The sequence below is a fragment of the Microcoleus sp. CZ3-B2 genome (genome assembly GCF_036705055.1).
Taxonomy (GTDB): Bacteria; Cyanobacteriota; Cyanobacteriia; order Cyanobacteriales; family Microcoleaceae; genus Microcoleus.
The window spans coordinates 18,987-38,898 of sequence record NZ_JAUBTN010000060.1 but is presented as its reverse complement, the minus strand read 5'-3'; the positions used below and the strand labels follow the sequence as shown (position 1 = coordinate 38,898).

The 19,912-nt window shown below is 45.7% G+C and carries 16 protein-coding genes; 7 read left to right on the top strand and 9 right to left on the bottom strand.

Annotation, left to right across the window (positions count from 1 at the left end; genetic code table 11):
* Positions 1 to 238: 238 nt before the first annotated feature.
* Positions 239 to 2,404 carry an NAD(P)/FAD-dependent oxidoreductase gene (locus QUA97_RS22195; RefSeq protein WP_194070817.1) on the bottom strand — a complete coding sequence of 722 codons (2,166 nt, stop codon included), beginning with the start codon at positions 2,402 to 2,404 and terminating at the stop codon, positions 239 to 241.
* Positions 2,405 to 2,597: 193 nt separating this feature from the next.
* Between QUA97_RS22195 and QUA97_RS22190 the strand changes: the two genes are divergently transcribed.
* A complete protein-coding gene (locus tag QUA97_RS22190) occupies positions 2,598 to 2,831 on the top strand; it encodes a hypothetical protein (protein ID WP_194070816.1) in 234 nt (77 codons plus the stop codon).
* A 348-nt stretch (positions 2,832 to 3,179) separates the two neighbouring features.
* Here the strand turns inward: QUA97_RS22190 and QUA97_RS22185 are convergent, their stop codons facing one another.
* Entirely contained in the window at positions 3,180 to 4,256 is a 1,077-nt protein-coding gene (locus tag QUA97_RS22185; protein WP_194070815.1) for a M23 family metallopeptidase, read from the bottom strand.
* A 257-nt stretch (positions 4,257 to 4,513) separates the two neighbouring features.
* On the opposite strand from QUA97_RS22185, the gene QUA97_RS22180 reads away from it, so the two are divergent.
* On the top strand, positions 4,514 to 5,212 hold the full coding sequence (locus tag QUA97_RS22180; protein ID WP_194070814.1) for a phosphatase PAP2 family protein: 699 nt from the start codon (positions 4,514 to 4,516) through the stop codon (positions 5,210 to 5,212).
* A gap of 409 nt (positions 5,213 to 5,621) precedes the next feature.
* On the opposite strand, the gene QUA97_RS22175 is transcribed toward QUA97_RS22180, so the two are convergent.
* Entirely contained in the window at positions 5,622 to 6,503 is an 882-nt protein-coding gene (locus tag QUA97_RS22175) for an aspartoacylase (protein WP_333196089.1), read from the bottom strand.
* A gap of 434 nt (positions 6,504 to 6,937) precedes the next feature.
* Between QUA97_RS22175 and QUA97_RS22170 the strand changes: the two genes are divergently transcribed.
* Together QUA97_RS22170 and QUA97_RS22165 are read left to right on the top strand one after the other, a co-directional pair.
* Positions 6,938 to 7,447, top strand: coding sequence for a dihydrofolate reductase family protein (locus QUA97_RS22170; protein ID WP_194070738.1), 510 nt, complete (start codon positions 6,938 to 6,940; stop codon positions 7,445 to 7,447).
* Positions 7,444 to 7,767 (top strand): hypothetical protein, encoded by a 324-nt coding sequence (locus tag QUA97_RS22165; RefSeq protein WP_333196086.1) that lies wholly within the window; start codon positions 7,444 to 7,446, stop codon positions 7,765 to 7,767. The genes QUA97_RS22170 and QUA97_RS22165 overlap by 4 nt, the downstream gene beginning before the upstream one ends.
* Before the next feature lie 299 nt (positions 7,768 to 8,066).
* On the opposite strand, the gene QUA97_RS22160 is transcribed toward QUA97_RS22165, so the two are convergent.
* The 3 genes from QUA97_RS22160 to QUA97_RS22150 form a co-directional block, all read right to left on the bottom strand.
* Positions 8,067 to 9,128, bottom strand: a complete 1,062-nt coding sequence (locus tag QUA97_RS22160; RefSeq protein ID WP_333196084.1) for an NAD-dependent epimerase — start codon at positions 9,126 to 9,128, stop codon at positions 8,067 to 8,069.
* Positions 9,129 to 9,676: 548 nt separating this feature from the next.
* Entirely contained in the window at positions 9,677 to 13,249 is a 3,573-nt protein-coding gene (gene ileS, locus QUA97_RS22155) for an isoleucine--tRNA ligase (RefSeq protein WP_333196081.1), read from the bottom strand.
* 348 nt (positions 13,250 to 13,597) lie between these two features.
* Entirely contained in the window at positions 13,598 to 14,161 is a 564-nt protein-coding gene (locus tag QUA97_RS22150) for a Uma2 family endonuclease (RefSeq protein ID WP_333196079.1), read from the bottom strand.
* Positions 14,162 to 14,214: 53 nt separating this feature from the next.
* Here QUA97_RS22150 and QUA97_RS22145 point away from each other — a divergent pair, with 53 nt between their 5' ends.
* Entirely contained in the window at positions 14,215 to 14,340 is a 126-nt protein-coding gene (locus tag QUA97_RS22145) for a hypothetical protein (RefSeq protein WP_255515927.1), read from the top strand.
* A 4-nt stretch (positions 14,341 to 14,344) separates the two neighbouring features.
* Here the strand turns inward: QUA97_RS22145 and QUA97_RS22140 are convergent, their stop codons facing one another.
* Complete coding sequence (locus QUA97_RS22140) at positions 14,345 to 14,755, bottom strand: Npun_F0494 family protein (RefSeq protein WP_333196076.1); 411 nt, start codon at positions 14,753 to 14,755, stop codon at positions 14,345 to 14,347.
* Positions 14,756 to 14,917: 162 nt separating this feature from the next.
* Here QUA97_RS22140 and QUA97_RS22135 point away from each other — a divergent pair, with 162 nt between their 5' ends.
* Positions 14,918 to 17,653 carry a class I SAM-dependent DNA methyltransferase gene (locus QUA97_RS22135; protein WP_333196075.1) on the top strand — a complete coding sequence of 912 codons (2,736 nt, stop codon included), beginning with the start codon at positions 14,918 to 14,920 and terminating at the stop codon, positions 17,651 to 17,653.
* A 23-nt stretch (positions 17,654 to 17,676) separates the two neighbouring features.
* Here the strand turns inward: QUA97_RS22135 and QUA97_RS22130 are convergent, their stop codons facing one another.
* Positions 17,677 to 17,916: a type II toxin-antitoxin system HicA family toxin gene (locus tag QUA97_RS22130; RefSeq protein ID WP_194070730.1), complete on the bottom strand. Its 240-nt coding sequence runs from the start codon at positions 17,914 to 17,916 to the stop codon at positions 17,677 to 17,679.
* Positions 17,909 to 18,175: a type II toxin-antitoxin system HicB family antitoxin gene (locus QUA97_RS22125; protein WP_228050329.1), complete on the bottom strand. Its 267-nt coding sequence runs from the start codon at positions 18,173 to 18,175 to the stop codon at positions 17,909 to 17,911. The genes QUA97_RS22130 and QUA97_RS22125 overlap by 8 nt, the downstream gene beginning before the upstream one ends.
* A gap of 156 nt (positions 18,176 to 18,331) precedes the next feature.
* On the opposite strand from QUA97_RS22125, the gene QUA97_RS22120 reads away from it, so the two are divergent.
* Positions 18,332 to 19,822: a catalase gene (locus QUA97_RS22120; protein ID WP_194070729.1), complete on the top strand. Its 1,491-nt coding sequence runs from the start codon at positions 18,332 to 18,334 to the stop codon at positions 19,820 to 19,822.
* Positions 19,823 to 19,912: the final 90 nt, after the last annotated feature.

Here is a 19,912-nt window from a genome sequence, read left to right as displayed (position 1 = left end):
TGCTGGCACATCTTTAGATGAACTTATCTGTGCCTACTGCGCTCAATAGTGTCTCTTTTTTATTTGAAATGACTATAATTGGTAATTGCACAGATTTACCAATTACCCACAATACAGCAAATACGGTTTCAGCTTGGGATAATATTACGGGCGATCTATTACCACAACAAAACAGTTTGTAGTGCGAAAGACCGTCCGTTTTCGCGAGTTCGTAGTGCGGAATTCCTCACTACAAACTTTAACTCGAAACTATTTTTTTCCCTTTTCCCATCCCGTAGGTGAGAGCATAGCTGGTAGACAACAGCCGCAGCCAAACAGCCGGATAGCGCGGCTCCAACCAAGGCTGTATTTTGCGGGCGAAACTGGGGAGCCATCCGAATAGGAAACTCGCCAAAGCCAGGAGAGTAAAAGTCAAGTAACTCCGCAGCCAGCGCCCAATATCCCCCAAGGTGACAAAATCTAAAATCCACAATAGGAGAGAAGGATTTTTTCTGGCTGCTTTAATTGCTAATTGATTAAAAGTTAGCCAGTCGGCTCTGTCTTTAATAAAAGTTTCCGCGACGGTGAGTTCTTGTTCTGCCAAAAGACCAAAAAAGGTATTGAGCATTGAATTAATTCTTTGGGGTGGCAAAGTGCGCCCCGTCGGCACCATCATCCCTTTAGAAAATAGCCAAGTTACTGATATATTGCTCTGGTAGGCACGAATTTGGTTTAAGTGTTTGGCACTTAATAAATTGTGCTTTAAAGCTGTATCCAATAAATCTGTTAATCGAAAAAGATTGCGGATGAGAGAGCCGAAACCGGTGAATACTAAGGGAGATTGCAAAGATGCTGCATCGCCGATCGCAATTAGGCGATCGACAGCCACGGCGCGATCGCTGCTGGTGGTGCTAAAATGGCCTGGAATATAACCAAAAGTAGTTTTTTTCCAGATTAATTTATTGACATCGCAGCGGCGGTACTCCGGCAAAATTGCGAAAAAATCCTCGTACAGTTCCAGCAAAGAACCGGGATTCTCGGCATTTACTTGGTGATAGTGAAAGAGATAAACTGTGAGTTCTCCTCCAGCGCCGGGAAATAACTCCCAAATCAGTTGACGGCCGCGGGAAATATCGCCGTGACTCCAGAGAACGTCGCCGTAATCGGAATCCCAAACTCCCGGCTCCATTCCTCCGTCAATGACTCCTCCCACCGTCGGACAAACGCTGTCAAAAGCGCGTCCTTCGTTCAATTGCCAAGCGATGGGAGAAGCTGAACCCATTGCATCGACGAGCAAACGTCCGCTGACAGTGCGATCGGTTTTTGTTGGCAAGTGGCAGCCCTGAACTATAACTTTTTCCGCTTCAATATCGGCTCTGATAAACTCAGTTTCGTCCCAGATTTCCCCGCCCGCTTCTGTGAGTTTAGCTCCCGCCAAATACACCAGTTTGTCGCTGTCCAAAGCTATATTCAGCACCTTCGGCGTGTGCAGAATTGCCGCTTTAGCAACGGGCGGATTGTTAGCATCAAAAAACTTGCAGTAGCCATCTTTGTATTCTCGCGCAATCAAAGTTTCGATTTCGGCTGCAGTAAATAAACCTAAATCAACTAAGCTTTGCATTTCGTCCCGCGAAATATTCCACTCGCGATTCATCTTCCCAAAAGGCATTCGTTCCAGCAGCAGCACTCGGTAGCCCAATCTCGCCATGACTGCGGCGTGAATTACTCCTAATGCTCCGCCGATATAAATTAAATCGTAAACAGTATCCCCAGCTTCCGACACCGAAACAGTGCCTTCTCCCTTCTCCCCTCTTCCTTCTTCCTTCTTCCTTCTTCCTTCTTCCTTCTTCCCTCTTCCTTCTTCCTTCAAAAACACGACTTGTTTTGGCTTTTGAGGATTGCGAGTGTTTTCGCGCCAGCGTTGCTCCCACCAGTAAACGCGCTGCAGGTCGTATTCGCCTTTGGGCATTTTTTGGAAGTATTTGACGGTGAGAGGGTAATAGGGGGCAAGAGCGTCAAAAATTGACTGTTTGGAGAGGTCTACGGTGGGGGGTTCTGGGTAGCGATCGGGAAACTTGTTTCTGACAGCCAGATTTAGAGTTTCCAGGAACTGTTTTTCTCCAGGCGGCGCGTCTTCTAGACGAAAGACTTTTAAATAAGTTGTGCGCTGTACTGACCAGACAAAGGTGGAAAGTTCTGTTCGCCAATTGTGGTTTTCTGAATTGGTATCAGGGAGGGTCGGTTTTGGATTAGCATTTTGAGTTCCAGATTTTACCAACTCCGCTGCTGTTGTGTTGGAAAGCAGGCGAAAACCGTCAGGAGTAATAATTTTTTCTCCGATTTCGGGGTCGAATTCGTGCTGCAGCCAGGTACAGACTGCTGCTGTATCGGGTGTGGGGACTTCTAGATAAAGAATTTCTTGCATGATTGGGAGTTCAATTCTGAATAAATTAATAAAGATGGGGGAGTTGACAAGGGAGCAAAGTAGGCTATACTCCCGAATACTTATTTAGTTTTAAATAAGTTTACAATGTTTTAAGATTTTTAGTTTCTCGATCGCCCTAGCTCTTAGTTGACCCGCAGCGGGTCAGTATCTACTTTTTTTGATATGCACTCTTATGAATTATCCCATTCCTACGAATCCTCAAGAAATGATTGCTTTGCGACAGCAGCCGCTGAATGAAGAATTGGTGGCGTCGGCGATCGCGGGTGTGATTCAAATAGCTCGATCGCGTTCTCAGTCTTTAGACGAGTTAAAGGCTGAGCTGCTCGCCGACGACAACCTGCTCGATTTGGCTCAAAGGCTCTGGTTGAGCGAAATTGTAGCTCAAGCTTGGGAAAATTTGCCCTAGACTAAGTTGTTGTGCATTTAAATTATGTGTTGAGGGCGGTCTTTCGGGCCCGCGTCACAAGAGTGAAAGTTTATTTGACAAGCGAATTTCTGCATGTGGTCCCCGCCACGCGATCGATCCGTGGAATCAATCGGGAGCATCTGGAATCTCAAATCCTCAAGCCCCGGAATTTATCCGTGGGGTCAATCCAAAATCTAAAATCTAAAATCTAAAATCGAATGACCGTCCAATTTAAATGCGGATTAGCTGATAAGCGGTTCTCACTAACATGAGGTACGCTCGAAGAGCGGTAATTGGTAATTTGTAATTGGTAAGCTGTCGCACATTCAAAAGTCAACAGTCAACAAACTAACGCAATTCAACTTCTCGCTTAACTTCTGTTAAAACTCGATCGCCCCGCGTCAACCGATATTCTGCCCGCCACACTCCCGGAATTAGAGGAGAATTTGTACTATTTTTTTTGCCGGCATAACGCAACCAAGTGCGGCTGGGGGCTGGAATTTCCTTGCTGTCATTGATGATGGTTTCACCGTTGGGTGCAAATAATTTGTATTGTTCGCGATCGCCCTTGAGGACTCCGTAAGCCTGCACCCAAAATATTAAAGCAGGGCTATTTATGGGGAGTTTAGTCTCAGAAAATTGTCCGGCCCAGACAGCGTTATCGTCAGGTGCTTTGTTGGCAAAACCGGCGCGAATTAAACCTGTAGAAACATAGTCGATGGGCTTGTCCCAAATTGGATTGCGGGCGGTGTTGCAGCCTAATTTGGCATCGGCACCGACAAACGGATCTACAGCTTTGCCTTGATAGCGAAAAGTGACGTGTACGTGGGGGAAAGAAGCCATCCCAGAGTTTCCCACCATGCCCAAAACGGTGCCTTTTTGTACCTGCATTCCCGGCTTCACAACCACGCTGTTTTGGCGGAGGTGGCAGTATTGGGCTTCCCAGCCTGCGCCGTGATCGATTACTATGCCGTTGCCGCATTCTGTACCTGAGACGTTGGCTTTGTCTGTCGGGTTTTGCAAGCGCCGATCGACTACACCATCTCGCACTCGCAAAACTTTGCCCGCTGCGGAGGCGATAACTGGAACTCCTTTTGCCATTGCTTTGGCGTCGGGAATGGCGAAGTCTGTGCCGTCGTGCCCGTCGTAGGTTTGTCGCCCGCAGCCAAAATCGACTGCTGCCGGGCTCGGATCGCGATCGAAGTACAGCAATACAAAACAGTCTTTTCCTAGGGTACAGTCGATCGGCTTACCGAATTGCCCGCTGGGCTTTTGGGCGACGGTTGAAGAAACGAGGCGCTGGGCGATCGTGTTGGCTTGGGCGATCGGTGCATTGACTGAGGTGTTATTAGCACAGGCAGCCGCACTTGTCAACCCCACGGTCAACAAAATTGCAGAAAAGTGTTTTTTTGATATGATAGTCATTCGTCGGTGGGAGATAAAATTTGAGGAATGAAGTCAAAAATCAATCAATCATTCAAAATATAGTTGGCTCAATCATCTAGACGATCGATCTGGCGTTTGAGTTTCCCATATTTATTGTAAACTATCGCGTCTTTTATTTATACTGGCCTGTTTTTTGAGACTTTTGTATAGCGGAATTTCGGCCCGCTATACAGGTTAAATTGCCAAAGCAAAACAGCTTAGTTTTCTCGGTTTTTACTGCTTAATTAGTTAAAAAAATGCTCTCTAAAATTCGATCGGTCATTTCGATAATTCGGCTTTGCGGCCTTGCGGTTGCTGCTTTGGCGATGTGGGCATTTGCCACCATTGCCGAAGAGGTTTTGGAAAAGGAAACCTACGCTTTCGATACATCTATCTTACTATATCTTAGGAGCTTGCACACTCCGCTGCGCGATCGCCTCATGCTCGGCTTGACATTTTTGGGAGAACCCAACATGCTGCTCATACTGAGCGTAAGTTTGGGTATTGTGCTGTGGGTGAGGAAACATCGCTCCGAAGCCACAACTATTGCAGTTACGGGCGTTGGAGGCCTGGGTTTAAATCTACTCTTGAAAAAACTGTTTGCGCGCGATCGACCTCTACTTTGGGAGCGCACGGTTGATGTTAAATTTTACAGTTTTCCTAGCGGACACGCGATGATTTCAATGATTATTTACGGTTTGCTAGGATATTTATTGGGTTCGCGCTTTCCCAAGCAGCGCTGGTTGATTTACAGCTTGACTGTGGTATTAATTGCTGCTATTGGTTTGAGCCGGCTTTATCTCGGAGTTCACTGGCCAACCGATGTGATTGCCGGTTATATTGCTGGTTTTGTCTGGCTGCTTGCTTGTATTTTTAGTTTGGAAGTATGGAAGCAGTTTCATGATTCTCGTCCTGTTGCTGAAGAGAAGTTTTTGTCGCCTGAAAATCCTCAATAATAGTTTTAGTTGTTGACGGTTGACGGTTGACGGTTGACTGTTGACGGTTGACTGTTGACTACTAAGAGGGCGGGCACGCACCATCCACCGCCCCTACTAATAAATAACAACTAACATCTAACAATTAATACCTAACAACTATAGCAATTCTAAATGAGTCGTAAATCTTTTTACCCCACCCCAACCCTCCCCGCGAGTTCGGGGAGGGAGTAAGAAATTCACAAATGATGCGAGGATTGCTATAACAACTAACAACTAATAACTCACAACTAAGAACTAATAACTAACAACTCACAACTCACAAATCACAACTAATAACTCACAACTCACAACTAATAACTAATAACTAATAACTCACAACTCACAATTAATAACTAATAACTAATAACTAATAACTAACAACTAATAACTAACAACTAACTATTTGCTTTTGGGTAAAACACATCGCAATTGCTTTTTCGTAGTAAGCCGCCTCGTTAATAAAAATTGGATATACCGTCGATTTACCTTCATAAAAAACCGACTCGCTCTCAAAGGTCAAAAACATCGGATCGCCGGGATTTAGGGCTTGATAATCTCTGGATTGTAGCTGAGGATGGATCATTGCCTGAATCTCTCCCTTGTTGTTTCTGGGATAGTCGATCGCCCCGATGGTATGATAAACAGTCAGGGGATTTGTTGCAGCAGGCATTGTGCCTTGATTGTAGCTTTCTACGCAGTCTAAAATTGTGCCGACAACCTGCTCGGTTTGCTGAAATAAAGAGGCATCTAATACGCCTTGTGGCACTGCACCAACCTCCAGCGTACCGCCTAATTCAGAAATCGATCGCAGCAAAGGACTATCATAATTGTTAGTTGCCGAAACCAGCAGCTTGAGGTGGGGATACACAGAGGTTAAATAAGCTGCTAGTTGCAGGTTAAAAGGATGCTGGCTGGCGAGAATAAATGTTAGCCCCATATTGGATGTGGTGCTGTGCAAATCGATAATTAAGTTTTGCTGCGGAGTAGTTTTTGGGCTAAAAATGTGGTAGATTTCTTTTGCCCGCTGCGCTTCGTAGGTGGAGAGGTGGGGATTTTGTAAATCTTGCTGTCGAAAGCAGCGGTTGAGGTCGATATCGACGTAGCGTCTCCCGATTTCGGAAGCTTTGGGATTGGCTAGCAGGGCGATTGTTTCAAAAGTCGATCGCCCAATTGACTGTGGCGCGCAATCGAACTTCTTCACCAGGTAAATGCCTGTGAGTTCGTTTCCGTGGGTTCCTCCCACTATGGCAACACGTTTTATTGGATTCATAAACAAAAAACTCCCTATCCCAAGCCTACCATCATTTGTCATCATTTGGTAACAAAGACCTCAGAAACCGGATTTATCTTGATATTTTCTGTTACTCAACCAAAGATTCGTAGAAACCCGGTTTCTTGGCCCGATGCGAAAATCTCAGAAACCGGGTTTCTTTCTACATTTCTCGTCACCCAACCAAAGACTCGTAGAAACCGGGTTTCTTGGCCTCGATGCGTAAATCTCAGAAACCGGGTTTCTTTCTGTATTTCTCGTCACCCAACCAAAGACTGGTAGAAACCCGGTTTTTTGGCCCCGATTGATACTTCTCTCCGGTCAATTAGTCCGATCGCACTAATGTTATTGCCAGCGTTGTCTTCGGACATGATAGGATCTAAAATTAAGGTGATTCGGGCGATCGCCCCCACAGCCAAAATCCAGGTATTGCCATGCGTAAAATTGTACTCTTCATTGCATCTAGTTTAGACGGTTACATCGCGCGATCCAATGGCGAGATTGACTGGCTGTATACAGACCAAAATTACGGCTATACTAAATTTTTAGATAGCATCGATACAGTCCTCATGGGTCGCAAAACCTACGAACAAGTTCTAACTTTTGGCGAGTATCCCTACCAAGAAAAAAAAAGTTATGTTTTTACTAAAAATCTAGATTTCGTAGCAACTTCTGATGTGGAAGTAGTAACACAATTAGAGAGTTTTGTCAATGATTTGCGCTTGATAGAGGGCAAAAATATTTGGTTGGTGGGAGGCTCTTTGTTAATTCGCGATTTCCTGAACAAAAATCTTGTAAACGAGTTAATTCTATCGGTGCACCCGCTGATTTTGGGCGAGGGAATTCCTTTATTTGCTAATCCCAACACTACAGCTTTGCAGCTAACTGGATGTCAGACTTACAGTTCTGGTATGGTTCAGCTATCCTATGATGTGGCGACATGAGGCTGCGCTTTGTTGTTAAGCGGATGATGAAATATTTTTGCGGCTGGTTGCTATTAATATCTGTTTTCTGGGTGGCGCTGCCGGCTGAGGCATCTGTTTGCCGAAATTATCAAGGGCGCGAGATTTGCATTGTCGATATCAAACGCAGTGCAAAAAATTATTGGGAATACAGGGTAACTCTGAGTGTGGATCGAGTTAAACAGCCTCTGGAATTGTACAATTGCCGCGATCGCACTACGGTTAAGAAAGATGGCCGTGTTTTGGCGTTTGGACAAAACAACCCTGGTGAAATTGTCTGCAGTTTTTTTGACCGGAAATAGTTTTGCTAATCGATTGATCTCGTTTTCCTCTAATCAGGAGCATCTATCATACAATAGGGTTCACTTAACATATTTATGCCCCGGAGATCCCCCTAAATCCGCCGGATAGTCGGGGGACTTTGAGAGCATTCTTGTCCCACCCCCTACTCCCCTTTTTAAGGGGTGTGCCAGGGAGATCGTCTTAAGTAAACCGTATTTATCTACAATATTAGTTCGCAGTGCAAACTTCAGTCCGCGCTACGAACCAATAGCGGTAAAACTAATGCGTTTTTAAGCACATTAGTAAATATTGTTGGCGCTTAAACTTTGGCCAGACGATCGCCACTGGGAAGATGTTCTATCTCTGCAGCCTCTTGACTGTAAGAGTTATCGCCCGCACCGCCGTAATAGTCTCGATACCATTCTACAAACTTATGGATGCCTTGGGCGATCGGCGTACTGGGCTTAAATCCTACATCCTGCATCAAATCGCTTACATCTGCATAGGTAGAAAGTACGTCACCGGGCTGCATTGGCAAAAAATTCTTAACGGCTGTTTTCCCCATTGCTTTTTCAATGACTTCGATAAAAGTCAACAATTCCACAGGGGAATGATTGCCAATATTATAAATCTTGTAGGGAGCCGTGGTGGCAGAATTTTGGGCGATCAATTGAGGCGGTTTTGCCATGACTCGCACAACTCCTTCAATTACATCGTCAATGTAAGTGAAATCGCGCTGCATTTTGCCGAAGTTGTAAACGTCGATGGGCTTGTTTTCGGCGATCGCCTTGACGAATTTGAAATAAGCCATATCCGGTCTTCCCCAGGGGCCGTATACTGTAAAAAAGCGCAATCCCGTAATCGGCAAACCGTACAAATGGCTGTAGGAATGAGCCATCAGTTCGTTAGCTTTTTTGGTGGCAGCGTAAAGGGAAATCGGATGATCGACGTTATCGCTAACTGCAAAGGGAACTTTAGTATTAGCACCATAAACAGAACTGGAAGAAGCAAAAACTAAATGCTCGATTTGGCTGTGGCGACAGCCTTCTAAAATGTTGATAAATCCTGTCAGGTTGCTGTCTGCGTAGGCGTGAGGATTTTCCAGCGAGTAGCGAACGCCCGGTTGACCGGCGAGGTGAACAACGCGGTCAAATTTGTGGTTTTGAAAAAGTTGGGATATGCTAGGGCGATCGCTCAAATCTAAATATTCAAAAGTAAATTGTGAATGCGTCTGGAGTTGAGCTAAACGCGCTTTTTTGAGGTTGACATCATAATAGTCATTTAAGTTATCGATGCCGTAAACTTGTTGCCCTTGGGATAGCAATCTTTGAGCTAAATGATAGCCGATAAAGCCTGCTGCACCAGTTACTAAAATTTTCATAAAAACATTCGGTAAGTAGGAAAATCGGTCACAAAGCGTACTGAGAGGGAAATGACTCGTGCGACTTACCATACAACATATCGCAAGTATGTCACTATTCATCATCTGCCCAGAAAGCTAGAAAATCCCCGTAGGGTGCGGATTCCTATCAATTCCTCTCTTCATCGTCCTGTATTCATTTCTCTCGGATCTCTCTGTGTTCTCTGTGTTCTAGTCAGGTTAAATCATTCCGATTCAACCGGAAACGATATCACCGACAATCTCCCCAGAAAGCTGGGAAATCTCACATATCCGCACCATACACATACCTTAAACAGTTGACATAGGTCGCGTGACGTTTTTAAGATGGGGATTTACACCTCTGTCTAAAAACATTCTGCGTAAACCATTGCTTTTTTAATTTGAATAATCGGAATGATTTAACCGCAGAGAACGCAGAGCACGCAGAGGAAGAGAAGATAAGAGAGAGATGAAGTGAAGCAATGGCGGAAATTAAGCGATTGCTTCGTTTCACTGGCAATGACAAACTATTTATTACACATCCTGCGTTAAAATTTGCCGTCTACTGCTGAGACGCAGCGTTCGCAAATTGCCGGATGTTCGATCGACTCTCCGACGTGGGTTGAGTAATTCCAGCAACGATCGCACTTTTGGCCGTCTGCTTTGACTACACCAATCGCCAACTCTGGAGATTGGTAACTGTACGGCAATTCTGGCATCGCTGCATTCGATTCGATCAGTTCAACTTCTGAGGTGATGAACAAATAGCGCAATTCGTCTACACCGTTGCTACCACTTGCAGAATGATGGTGTACAGCTACTTCAGCAGGAGTTTCTGCTTTGGGCTCGACACTTAATTCTACTTTCGGGATTGCAGGTATTTCTGCAAAACTTTGTTGGGCTGCGGATGTTTGCGCCTGTATTGGTACAAGCGCTGTCTCTACTACGGGCGCTAGTACGATCGCCTGTGTTTCTACAAGCATAAGCGCAGTTGTTTGTCCCAGCACATCGGCTGTCAGAGAATCAATTGTTTGTCCAATTTCTTGACGGTTTTCTGCAAACAGCAAGTGACGGAAAGCAAACCAGATTGTAAATAAGATACCGATGACTTTAAAGAAGACTTCCAAGAGAGGAATTTGATTCATCGTATCCAAAACTGCCAGGGTTACTCTACCCGTTACCAATACAGAAGCTAACAGCCCTAGCGTTACCAGAACTTTTTGGTATTCTGTGATAAAGTTGCCCGCGTATTCAGGCAAATCAGCAATAAACTGGGCGCTGCGATCTAACACTTGCTGCAAGTCTAAAGCCGATTCTTCTGGGGTAGAATACTCTACAATTTCAGAATCTGCATCGCGCTTAGCGACTGTTTGTTGCTCAACACTAACAGTCTTTATTGTCAAGTTTTTTGCAACACTTGCAGCTTTTTCTTCCTGTCGATCTTGTACTGCTTTTGCTTTCTCCTCTGCGGTTAGTTCGATCGCTGAATTTTGCGATCGCACATAATCCACCAATTCTTCGCTGCTAGGATTCAAAGCTTGTAGTTGCTGTCTTTTTTCGACATCGGGAACGTACAATAAAACCTTAGCTTCCAAAGAAGAACCGATCGCCTTTTCAGTCCTGGCTTTTTCCAAAACCTTGTTAACTTCACCGCGTACTTGTCGCAAATATTGCCAGCGCGCAGCCAATTCTGGATTGTGCCACGAAGCCTCAACTTGCACCCAACCGGCTTCAAATACAGATTTGTACGGAGTTGGATAGGGAAGGTACTGCCAAATATCCTCAGCCATGTGACACAACACAGGTGCGATCGCCCTTGCCAAATTCTCCACAGCGATCGCAATTACCGTCTGACAACTGCGGCGGCGCTGGGCATCTGTCGCGCTGATATAAAGTCGATCCTTGGCAATATCCAGATAGAAATTAGACAAATCCACCGTGCAGAAATTCTGCACTGTTTGGAAGAATCGGGAAAATTGGAAGTTTTCAAAAGCATCTTGAACTTCCGCAAAAACTTCGCCCATTCTGTGCAGCATATAGCGATCGAGTTCTGGCAAATCCTCGTAAGCTACAGCATCTTTTGCCGGATCGAAGTCGTGCAAATTCCCCAGCAAAAACTTAGCTGTATTGCGAATTTTGCGGTAAACATCCGATTGCTGTTTGAGAATGTTTTTGCCCAACGGCACATCGGCAGAATAGTCTACCGAAGACACCCACAACCGCAAAACATCTGCCCCGTATTCCTTAATTACGACGGCCGGATCGACGACATTGCCTTCAGATTTGCTCATCTTGCGGCCTTTTTCATCCAGTACAAAACCGTGAGTCAAAACTGTTTTGTAAGGAGCAATGCCGTTGGTTGCTACACTGGTTAGCAAGCTGGATTGAAACCAGCCCCGATGTTGGTCTGAACCTTCCAAATAAATATCAGCAGGATAGTTTAATTCCGATCGCCCTTGCGCCACAGCAGCCCAGGAAGAACCGGAGTCAAACCACACATCCATCGTGTCCGTACCCTTGCGGTAAGTGCGGCCATTGTTGCGGTAAGATTCTGGCAGTAATTCGGCGATCGACAATTCCCACCAAGCATTGGAACCCTTCTCGGCAAAGATGGCTTGCACATGGGCGATCGTTTCTTCATTTAACAGCGGTTCGTTGGTTTCTTCGTCGTAGAATACCGGAATGGGAACGCCCCAAGTCCGCTGGCGAGAAATGCACCAATCTGCTCGATCGCCCACCATTGCAGTAATTCTATTTTCGCCTTGGGCGGGAATCCAATTCACATTAGAAATGGCTTTTAACGCTTCATCTCGGAACCCTTCAACGGACGCAAACCACTGTTCCGTCGCCCGAAAAATCGTCGGCTTTTTAGTGCGCCAATCGTAAGGATAGGAGTGAGGATAAGCTTCCTCTTTAATCAAACAATTTGCCTTTTCCAATGCCTCAATTACCGCGCTATTGCCGTTTCCGAGGACATTTAAACCTGCAAACTCTCCGGCTTCTGCGGTGAAATTTCCGTTTTCGTCTACGGGCGTTAAAACTGGCAAACCGCAGCGTTTTCCGACGATAAAGTCTTCTTGTCCGTGGCCCGGTGCGGTGTGTACCAATCCCGTCCCGGAATCAGCGGTAATGTAGTCGCCGCCGGCAACGATCGGGCTTTCGCGATCGAACAACGGGTGTTTGTAGGTGCAGCCTTCTAATTCTTTACCTGGGAAGGTAGCCAGGATTTTTAATTCAGTATTGAAAGTTGCCGAAAGCCGATCGACCGCATCGACAGCGACTAACATAAATTGTTGTGCGATGTGGGAATTTGCCGGCGGTTCCACCACCGCATAAGTCAGTTCGGGATTGACTGCGATCGCCAAGTTTGCCGGAATTGTCCAAGGGGTAGTCGTCCAAATCGCGGCCCAGAGGCTCGGCATATAGCGCTTGAGCTTCGCTTGCAAAGATTTTGACAAGTTTCTGACATGAAAGCCGACGTAGATGCTGCGCGAGACGTGGCCTTCGGGATATTCCAATTCTGCTTCGGCGAGGGCTGTTTTCGAGCTCGGACTCCAGTGCACGGGTTTAAAGCCGCGATAGATGTAGCCTTTGAGCACCATTTGACCGAAAACGCCGATTTGAGCGGCTTCGTATTCGGGTTTCATGGTTAAATACGGGTGTTCCCAGTCGCCCCAAACCCCGTAGCGCTGGAAGGAATCGCGCTGCTGTTCCATTGTTTGCTGCGCGAAGGCGGCGGCTTTGTGGCGGAGGTCGATCGGGGTAAGATTTAGCCGATCGTCCGATTTCATGTTTTGCAATACTTTAAGTTCGATCGGCAATCCATGACAATCCCAACCGGGAACGTAGCGGACTTTTTTGCCGCGCAGCATTTGGTAGCGGTTGATGAAATCTTTGAGGATTTTGTTGAGGGCGTGGCCGATGTGGAGTTGTCCGTTGGCGTAGGGCGGGCCGTCGTGGAGGATGAACAAATCGCCTGGGTTATTGTGGGAAAGGCGATCGTAGATTTCTTGATCTGCCCAAAATTGTTGCAATTCCGGTTCGCGACGGGCGGCGTTAGCCCGCATATCAAACTTGGTTTTGGGCAGATTTACGGTGTCTTTGTAGGATTTAGCTTCCATTTTTGAGAAACGTTTTATCTAGTTAGTTGTTAGAAGAAGGAAGAAGGAAGAAGGAAGAAGGAAGAAGGAAGAAGGAAGAAAGAATGCTTGTACAGCATTTTTTTCAGCCATCAATATCTTATTTTTAGTTAGGTGGACTTACTTATCAAGTCCGGTGAAATAATCATAATTAATTTTTAGCAAGGAATTTAGTCCTCTCTCGTCCTTGAAGAGCTGACAACCAGATATTCCAGTATAGGCGATCGACCGCACATTAGATCGAACCAAATCCGTAGAGAACCCTCTCTTCTCTCCGCGCCCTCTGCGGCCTCTGCGGTTAAAATCATTCATAAATAAATCGAGGTGGCGCTACTGACTCAGCCAACCGAACATTTCACCAACAGTCAGATTCAAGGATTCAGCGAAGGGTGGAACGGGGAGGCGATCGCCCGGTTCTTCAAAAAATGCTATGGTGCGATCGGCAAAATAGACAAATACCAGTTCTTCTTCCGGGTCAATCAACCAGCCCATCTGAGTTCCGTGGGCGAGACTGTGGAGAATGTTGCGGACGACTTTAGTTTGACTTTGGTCGGGCGAAAGAATTTCGATTGTCCAGTCGGGGGCGATGGCGAAAATGTTGGCTACTTCGCCATTTTCGTCTCGGGGAATGCGTTCCCAGGTAAAGACTGCAAGATCGGGTACTGTCGATCGACCGCCAAAGGTGCAGCGCAATTCTGGATAGGCGCGGGCGATGCGTTGGGGTTTGAGCACCCGGTTGATATCACCACCCAAATCGCTTTGAATCGTGCTGTGTTTTCCTTGGGGCATAGGTTTCTGGATAATTTGACCGTCGATGAATTCGCTGGCGGGTTTGGTTTCCGCGAGTTGGAGAAATTCGTCTAGAGTCAAAGGTTTAGAAGCGGTTTGAACCATTATTTTTATTCGATTTAAGTTTAATTTGTATTAGCCGAAATGAGGAGACGGCAATGCCGTGTCCCTACAATATTATTTTGGGTAGGGACACGGCACTGCCGTCTCCCCTATCATCTCCAAGAGTGCAACCGGAATTGATATCATTCCCTGTCGGACTGTCGGACTGGGACAAGCAATAAACGCTTAAAGAAACAGTCCCAACCCGCGGCTAAAAGCATTTCCCAGACGATCGCACAATGAAGCATCCGGCACTTTATCTCCTTCCTGTTCCCATTTTTCCACGAGTTGGCGGCCCAGGGGCGTGAGGCGAAAACTGTCGGTAATCCCTTGTCCGTCTACTTCCCGCCGCAGTACGCCGATTTGGATCAGCCACAGCAGGGAGTTTTCGGCTGCGAGTTCGGATACGGGCGATCGAGTGTAGCCGCTTTCGACACCGGAATTTGAGGCGATCGCGCTGAGGAAAACGCTGTGATCGCGGATGGTCTGGAAGAAGTGTAATTGAAAAGGGGAACAGCGGACGGCGCGATCGGCTCTTTTGACAGTGCGATCGGGATAACTAATTGATTTAAACGCTTCGGATGGGATAAAAGTCATTGGGAGAAATTTTGAATAGGTACTATATTTTTAATTGTTACAGATTTAGAGATTCGTAGGGGTAGTGCGACCCCTACTCCCCGTGCCTACCCCCGACCGATCGGGGCAACCACGGGGGGTTTGCCCCTACAAGAATTACACAATTTATTTAGTTTACTTATTATGACAGATACACTGAATAATATCAACAAGTTTGTTGAATACGTTCGTACTTTGAAGGGAGACGAAAAGGGCGAAGCTCAAGTATTTTGCGATCGCCTGTTTCAAGCCTTCGGTCATCCAGGCTACAAGGAAGCGGGAGCCGAACTAGAATTTCGAGTAAAGGCGAAAGGCAAAACTACGAAATTCGCCGATTTGCTGTGGCGACCCCGGTTGTTGCTGGAAATGAAAAAACGGGGCGAAAAACTGGAAAAACACTATCAACAAGCCTTTGAATATTGGCTGGAGCTAGTGCCACAACGTCCTAAATATGTAGTTCTTTGCAACTTTGATGAATTTTGGATTTATGACTTCGATCTGCAACTGCGGGAACCTGTAGACCGAGTAAATCTGGAAGAGTTACCCCATCGCTTCACTGCCTTAAACTTTCTTTTCCCCGAAAATCGCCAGCCTTTATTCAATAACAACCAAATTGATGTAACGCGAACAGCGGCTGACAAAGTTGCTCTAGTTTTTAATCGCTTAGTAGAGCGCGGCGAAAAAGTAGAAACCGCTCAAAGGTTTATCCTTCAGTGTGTAGTAGCATTATTTGCTGAAGATATCGATTTGTTGCCGCGCGGTTTATTCACCGAATTTTTAGGTGATTGCCAGATGAATCGAGTTAGTTCCTACGATTTGATTGGGGGATTATTTCGGCAAATGGGGAGCGATCGCCCCGCACCTAAAGACAGCCGCTATCGGGATGTATCCTATTTTAATGGCGGTATATTCTCAGTTGTGGAACCCATCGCCCTGACTCGCAGCGAAATCGATCTGCTATTAGAGGCAGCAAAGGAACGGTGGTCAAAGGTAGAACCTGCGATTTTTGGTGCGTTGTTTGAGTCCAGTATGGGCAAAGAGGAACGTCATGCGTTGGGAGCGCACTATACCAGCGAGGCAGACATTCAAAAAGTGGTTTTGCCTACGATTATCCGCCCGTGGCGAGAACGGATTGAAGCGGCAAAGACGCTGAAAGATTTGTTAGCACTGCGACAAGAATTACTTGATTTCAAAGTTCTCGATCCAGCTTGCGGCAGCGGTAATTTTCTCTATGTTGCTTATCGGGAACTGAAGCGGTTAGAGGCACAATTGCTAACCAAAATCCATGATAATTTCTCTCGTGCTGCTAATGCGATAGGTACGATGTCCCTGGTGAAGACAAGCCAGTTTTACGGGATTGACATCAAACCGTTTGCCGTGGAATTGGCAAAAGTGACGCTGATGCTTGCCAAAAAGTTAGCTTTAGATGAAGAAAACCAGTTGCTTAATATCGTACAAATGAACCTGCCACTGGAACTCGATCGGGCGTTACCTTTGGATAATCTCGATCGCAATATCCGCTGTGATGATGCTCTGTTTTGCGAGTGGGAACAAGTTAATGTAATTATTGGAAATCCTCCCTTTTTGGGTGGTAATCGTCTGCGACTAACCCTTGGTGATGATTATGTCGATCGTATTTTTGCTAAATTTCCTGATGTAAAAGGTAAAGTAGATATTTGTTCCTACTGGTTTCGCCTTGCTCATAATCACTTAAGGGAAGATTTCCGGGCTGGTTTAGTCGCCACAAACACCATCTCTCAAGGTCAAACTCGTCAAGCTACTTTAGACTACATCATTCAAAATGGTGGTTATATTTATGATGCAATTTCTACTCAGCCTTGGTCTGGTGAAGCGAAAGTACACATTAGTATTGTCAATTGGCTCAAGACCTCTGAGAGTAAAGAATTAACCTGCCGTATTGATTATAAAGTTGTTTCTCATATCAATTCTTCTCTCAAGGCAGAAGTCGATGCTTCTCAATCTGTAAAGATCAAGGCCAACTTAAATCAATGTTTCGTAGGAGTGCAACCTAATGATAAGGGTTTTATTGTAACTGAAAGAGAGGTAAAGCAATGGATTAAAGCCGATCCTAAAAATCAAGATGTTCTCAAGCTCTTTTCAACGGGTGCGAATCTGGCAAAGAACCCCCAGGGAAAGCCAGAGCGTTGGATTATTGATTTTGAAAATCGCAGTTTAGAAGAGGTTAGTGATTACCAGCTACCGTTCGCTCATGTTAAAAAGTACGTCAAGCCTCAACGAGAATCTAATCGAGAAGCCGTCATGCGGGAAAAATGGTGGCGATTCAAGCGCACGAATGAAGCAATGCGAAAAGCTCTAGCAACTTTACCCTTTTGTTTCGCCGTCCCAGAAACTTCAAAGTGGTCGATATTTTTAATTTCTGATTGTAATTACTTGCATGGAAATAGCTGCCATCCTGTGGCTTCAGATGACTTCTATGTTCTTGGCATCCTAACTTCAAATCTGCATCGTCAGTGGGTCAAAGCACAAAGCTCAACCCTTAAAGCCGATACACGTTACACTCACAACACCTGTTTTGAAACCTTTCCCTTTCCCCAAAATTGCCACGAAAAAACCAAAACTGAAATTCGAGCAGCCATGCAGGTTCTCCATGACTACCGCACCGAGTATATGGAGCGCAAACAGTGTGGTATTACCCAATTATACAACGAGTTTTTTAATGAACCTGCCAGCCAACTCGCCAAACTCCACGCCCAATTAGACCAACTCGTTTGCAAAGCCTACGGTATCAAAGCCAACCAAGACCCGTTAAAGTTTCTATTAGAATTAAACTTTGAAGTTGCACAGCGAGAAACTGAGGGATTACCGGTTGTCGCTCCCTGTTTGCCACCTGTTGTATAAGAATGCTAGTTAAATCAACTTACTTAACTAATCATCCCCTCAATTTCTGGCTCGGTAAACCCAAATTGCCTGAAAATCCGCAACACATAAGCTGGTGACATTTCCCCTGCACCCATATCAATCGGAACAATCCTTTTTCGGTCTTCAATTTCACGCATATACAAACGATGATCCCCTTTCCCCTCTCGGTAAAACTGACATCCGTTTTGTTCTAAAATCTTAATTAATGCTTTAGGTTTTAAAGATGGAAGGTTTTTAGGCATAAACTTTCCTAAGTTCATAAGTGTCGGAGGCTTCTGCATCTTCTAAAGTCAGAAATTCGTGTAATTCATTAATAGAAAGAGGACTGAGATAAACATCAGACTCTGATTCATATACTTCGGAAAATGACTCTATAGCTTGTTTTAGTTTATCAATAGATTGTTCGGGAGTATTGCCTTGTCCCACCAATCCATTTTCTAAACACAAAGAAACCCAATAATCAGCACTTTTTCTGATAATCACAGTGTAGAAATCAATCATATTTTATTGGTTAATTAAGTTTAATTGACTCAGCAAAGTGTGAAAACACACTAATAATTTAACACACAATCGCCTATCTGAGAATTACCTCTGCAGATAGACCTCCTTCCCAGAAAGCTATAGAATATTTAAGATGGAGCAATAAATTTAGCCACTATGACAGACCACAATACATTGACAACCGCTAGCGGAATTCCAGTTCCAGATAACCAAAACTCCTTGACTGCCGGTGAACGCGGGCCTATCCTCATGCAGGATTTTCACCTGATGGAGAAACTGGCTCACTTCAACCGGGAACGCATTCCTGAGCGCGTTGTCCATGCCAAAGGAGCCGCTGCATTTGGCACATTCACCGTCACCCATGACATTAGTCGCTACAGCAAAGCTCAGCTATTCTCAGAAATTGGCAAACAAACTCAGGTTCTTCTCCGCTTTTCTACAGTTGGCGGCGAACAAGGTTCAGCGGATGCCGAACGCGATCCCAGAGGTTTTTCGATGAAGTTCTACACCGAAGAAGGCAACTGGGATTTAGTAGGGAACAACACCCCTGTTTTCTTCATCCGCGATCCGCTCAAATTCCCTGATTTGATCCACACCCAAAAGCGCAATCCCCAAACGCATCTCAAAGATGCTGACGCCAAGTGGGATTTCTGGTCGCTGAGTCCAGAATCTCTGCATCAGGTGACAATTCTGTTTTCCGATCGCGGTACGCCGAAAAACCACCGCCACATGGACGGTTTTGGCAGCCATACCTTCAGCCTCATCAATGCTCAAGGAGAACGGGTTTGGTGCAAATTCCATTTCAAAACCATGCAAGGTATTGAGAATTTCACCGCCGAAGAAGCGATGCGGATTAAAGGTGAAGACGCAGATCATGCGACTCGCGACTTGTTTGAATCGATCGACCAAGGTAATTATCCCAAATGGCGCTTTTGCATTCAAGTAATGACCGAGGCCCAAGCCGCAGAGTATCGCGAAAGCCCCTTTGACTTGACGAAAGTTTGGAAACACTCAGAGTTTCCGTTAATTGATGTAGGAATTCTCGAACTCAATCGCAATCCACAAAACTTTTTTGCTGAGGTAGAACAGGCGGCATTTTCTCCTTCTAATGTCGTTCCAGGTATTAGCTTTTCTCCAGACAAAGTGCTGCAATTTCGCATCATGTCCTATGCAGATGCTCAACGCTACCGTCTCGGTGCAAACTATCAGCAATTGCCAGTCAATCAACCAAAGTGTCCGGTAATGAACTACCAACGGGATGGCGCAATGGCACTGGGTAACAACGGTGGCAGCGCGCCCAACTACGAACCCAACAGCCACGAGGATGCGCCGAAGGAAAACTGTGCCTATGCCGATCCAGCTTGGGATTTAGGAAATGTCAAAGTCGATCGCTACGATCAGCGTAAGGGCAATGACGATTACACCCAAGCAGGAGACCTCTATCGCTTGATGAAACCCGACGCACAGCAGCGGCTTGTCGCTAACATTGTGGAAAGTTTGAGTGGAGTAAAACCGGAAATTCAGATGCGCCAACTGTGCCATTTCTTCCGCGCCGATCCCAATTACGGGCGCCAAGTTGCAGAAGGTTTAGGAATTGCGATCGATCCGTCTATGATGCCCGCTGCCGCTCAATCGCTTGGTATGTAGAACCTCTTAGCAACCAGGAGACGGCACTGCCGTCTCCTCTATATTATTCCGGTGCAACCGGAATTGATATCATGTCTGAGTGCAACCGGA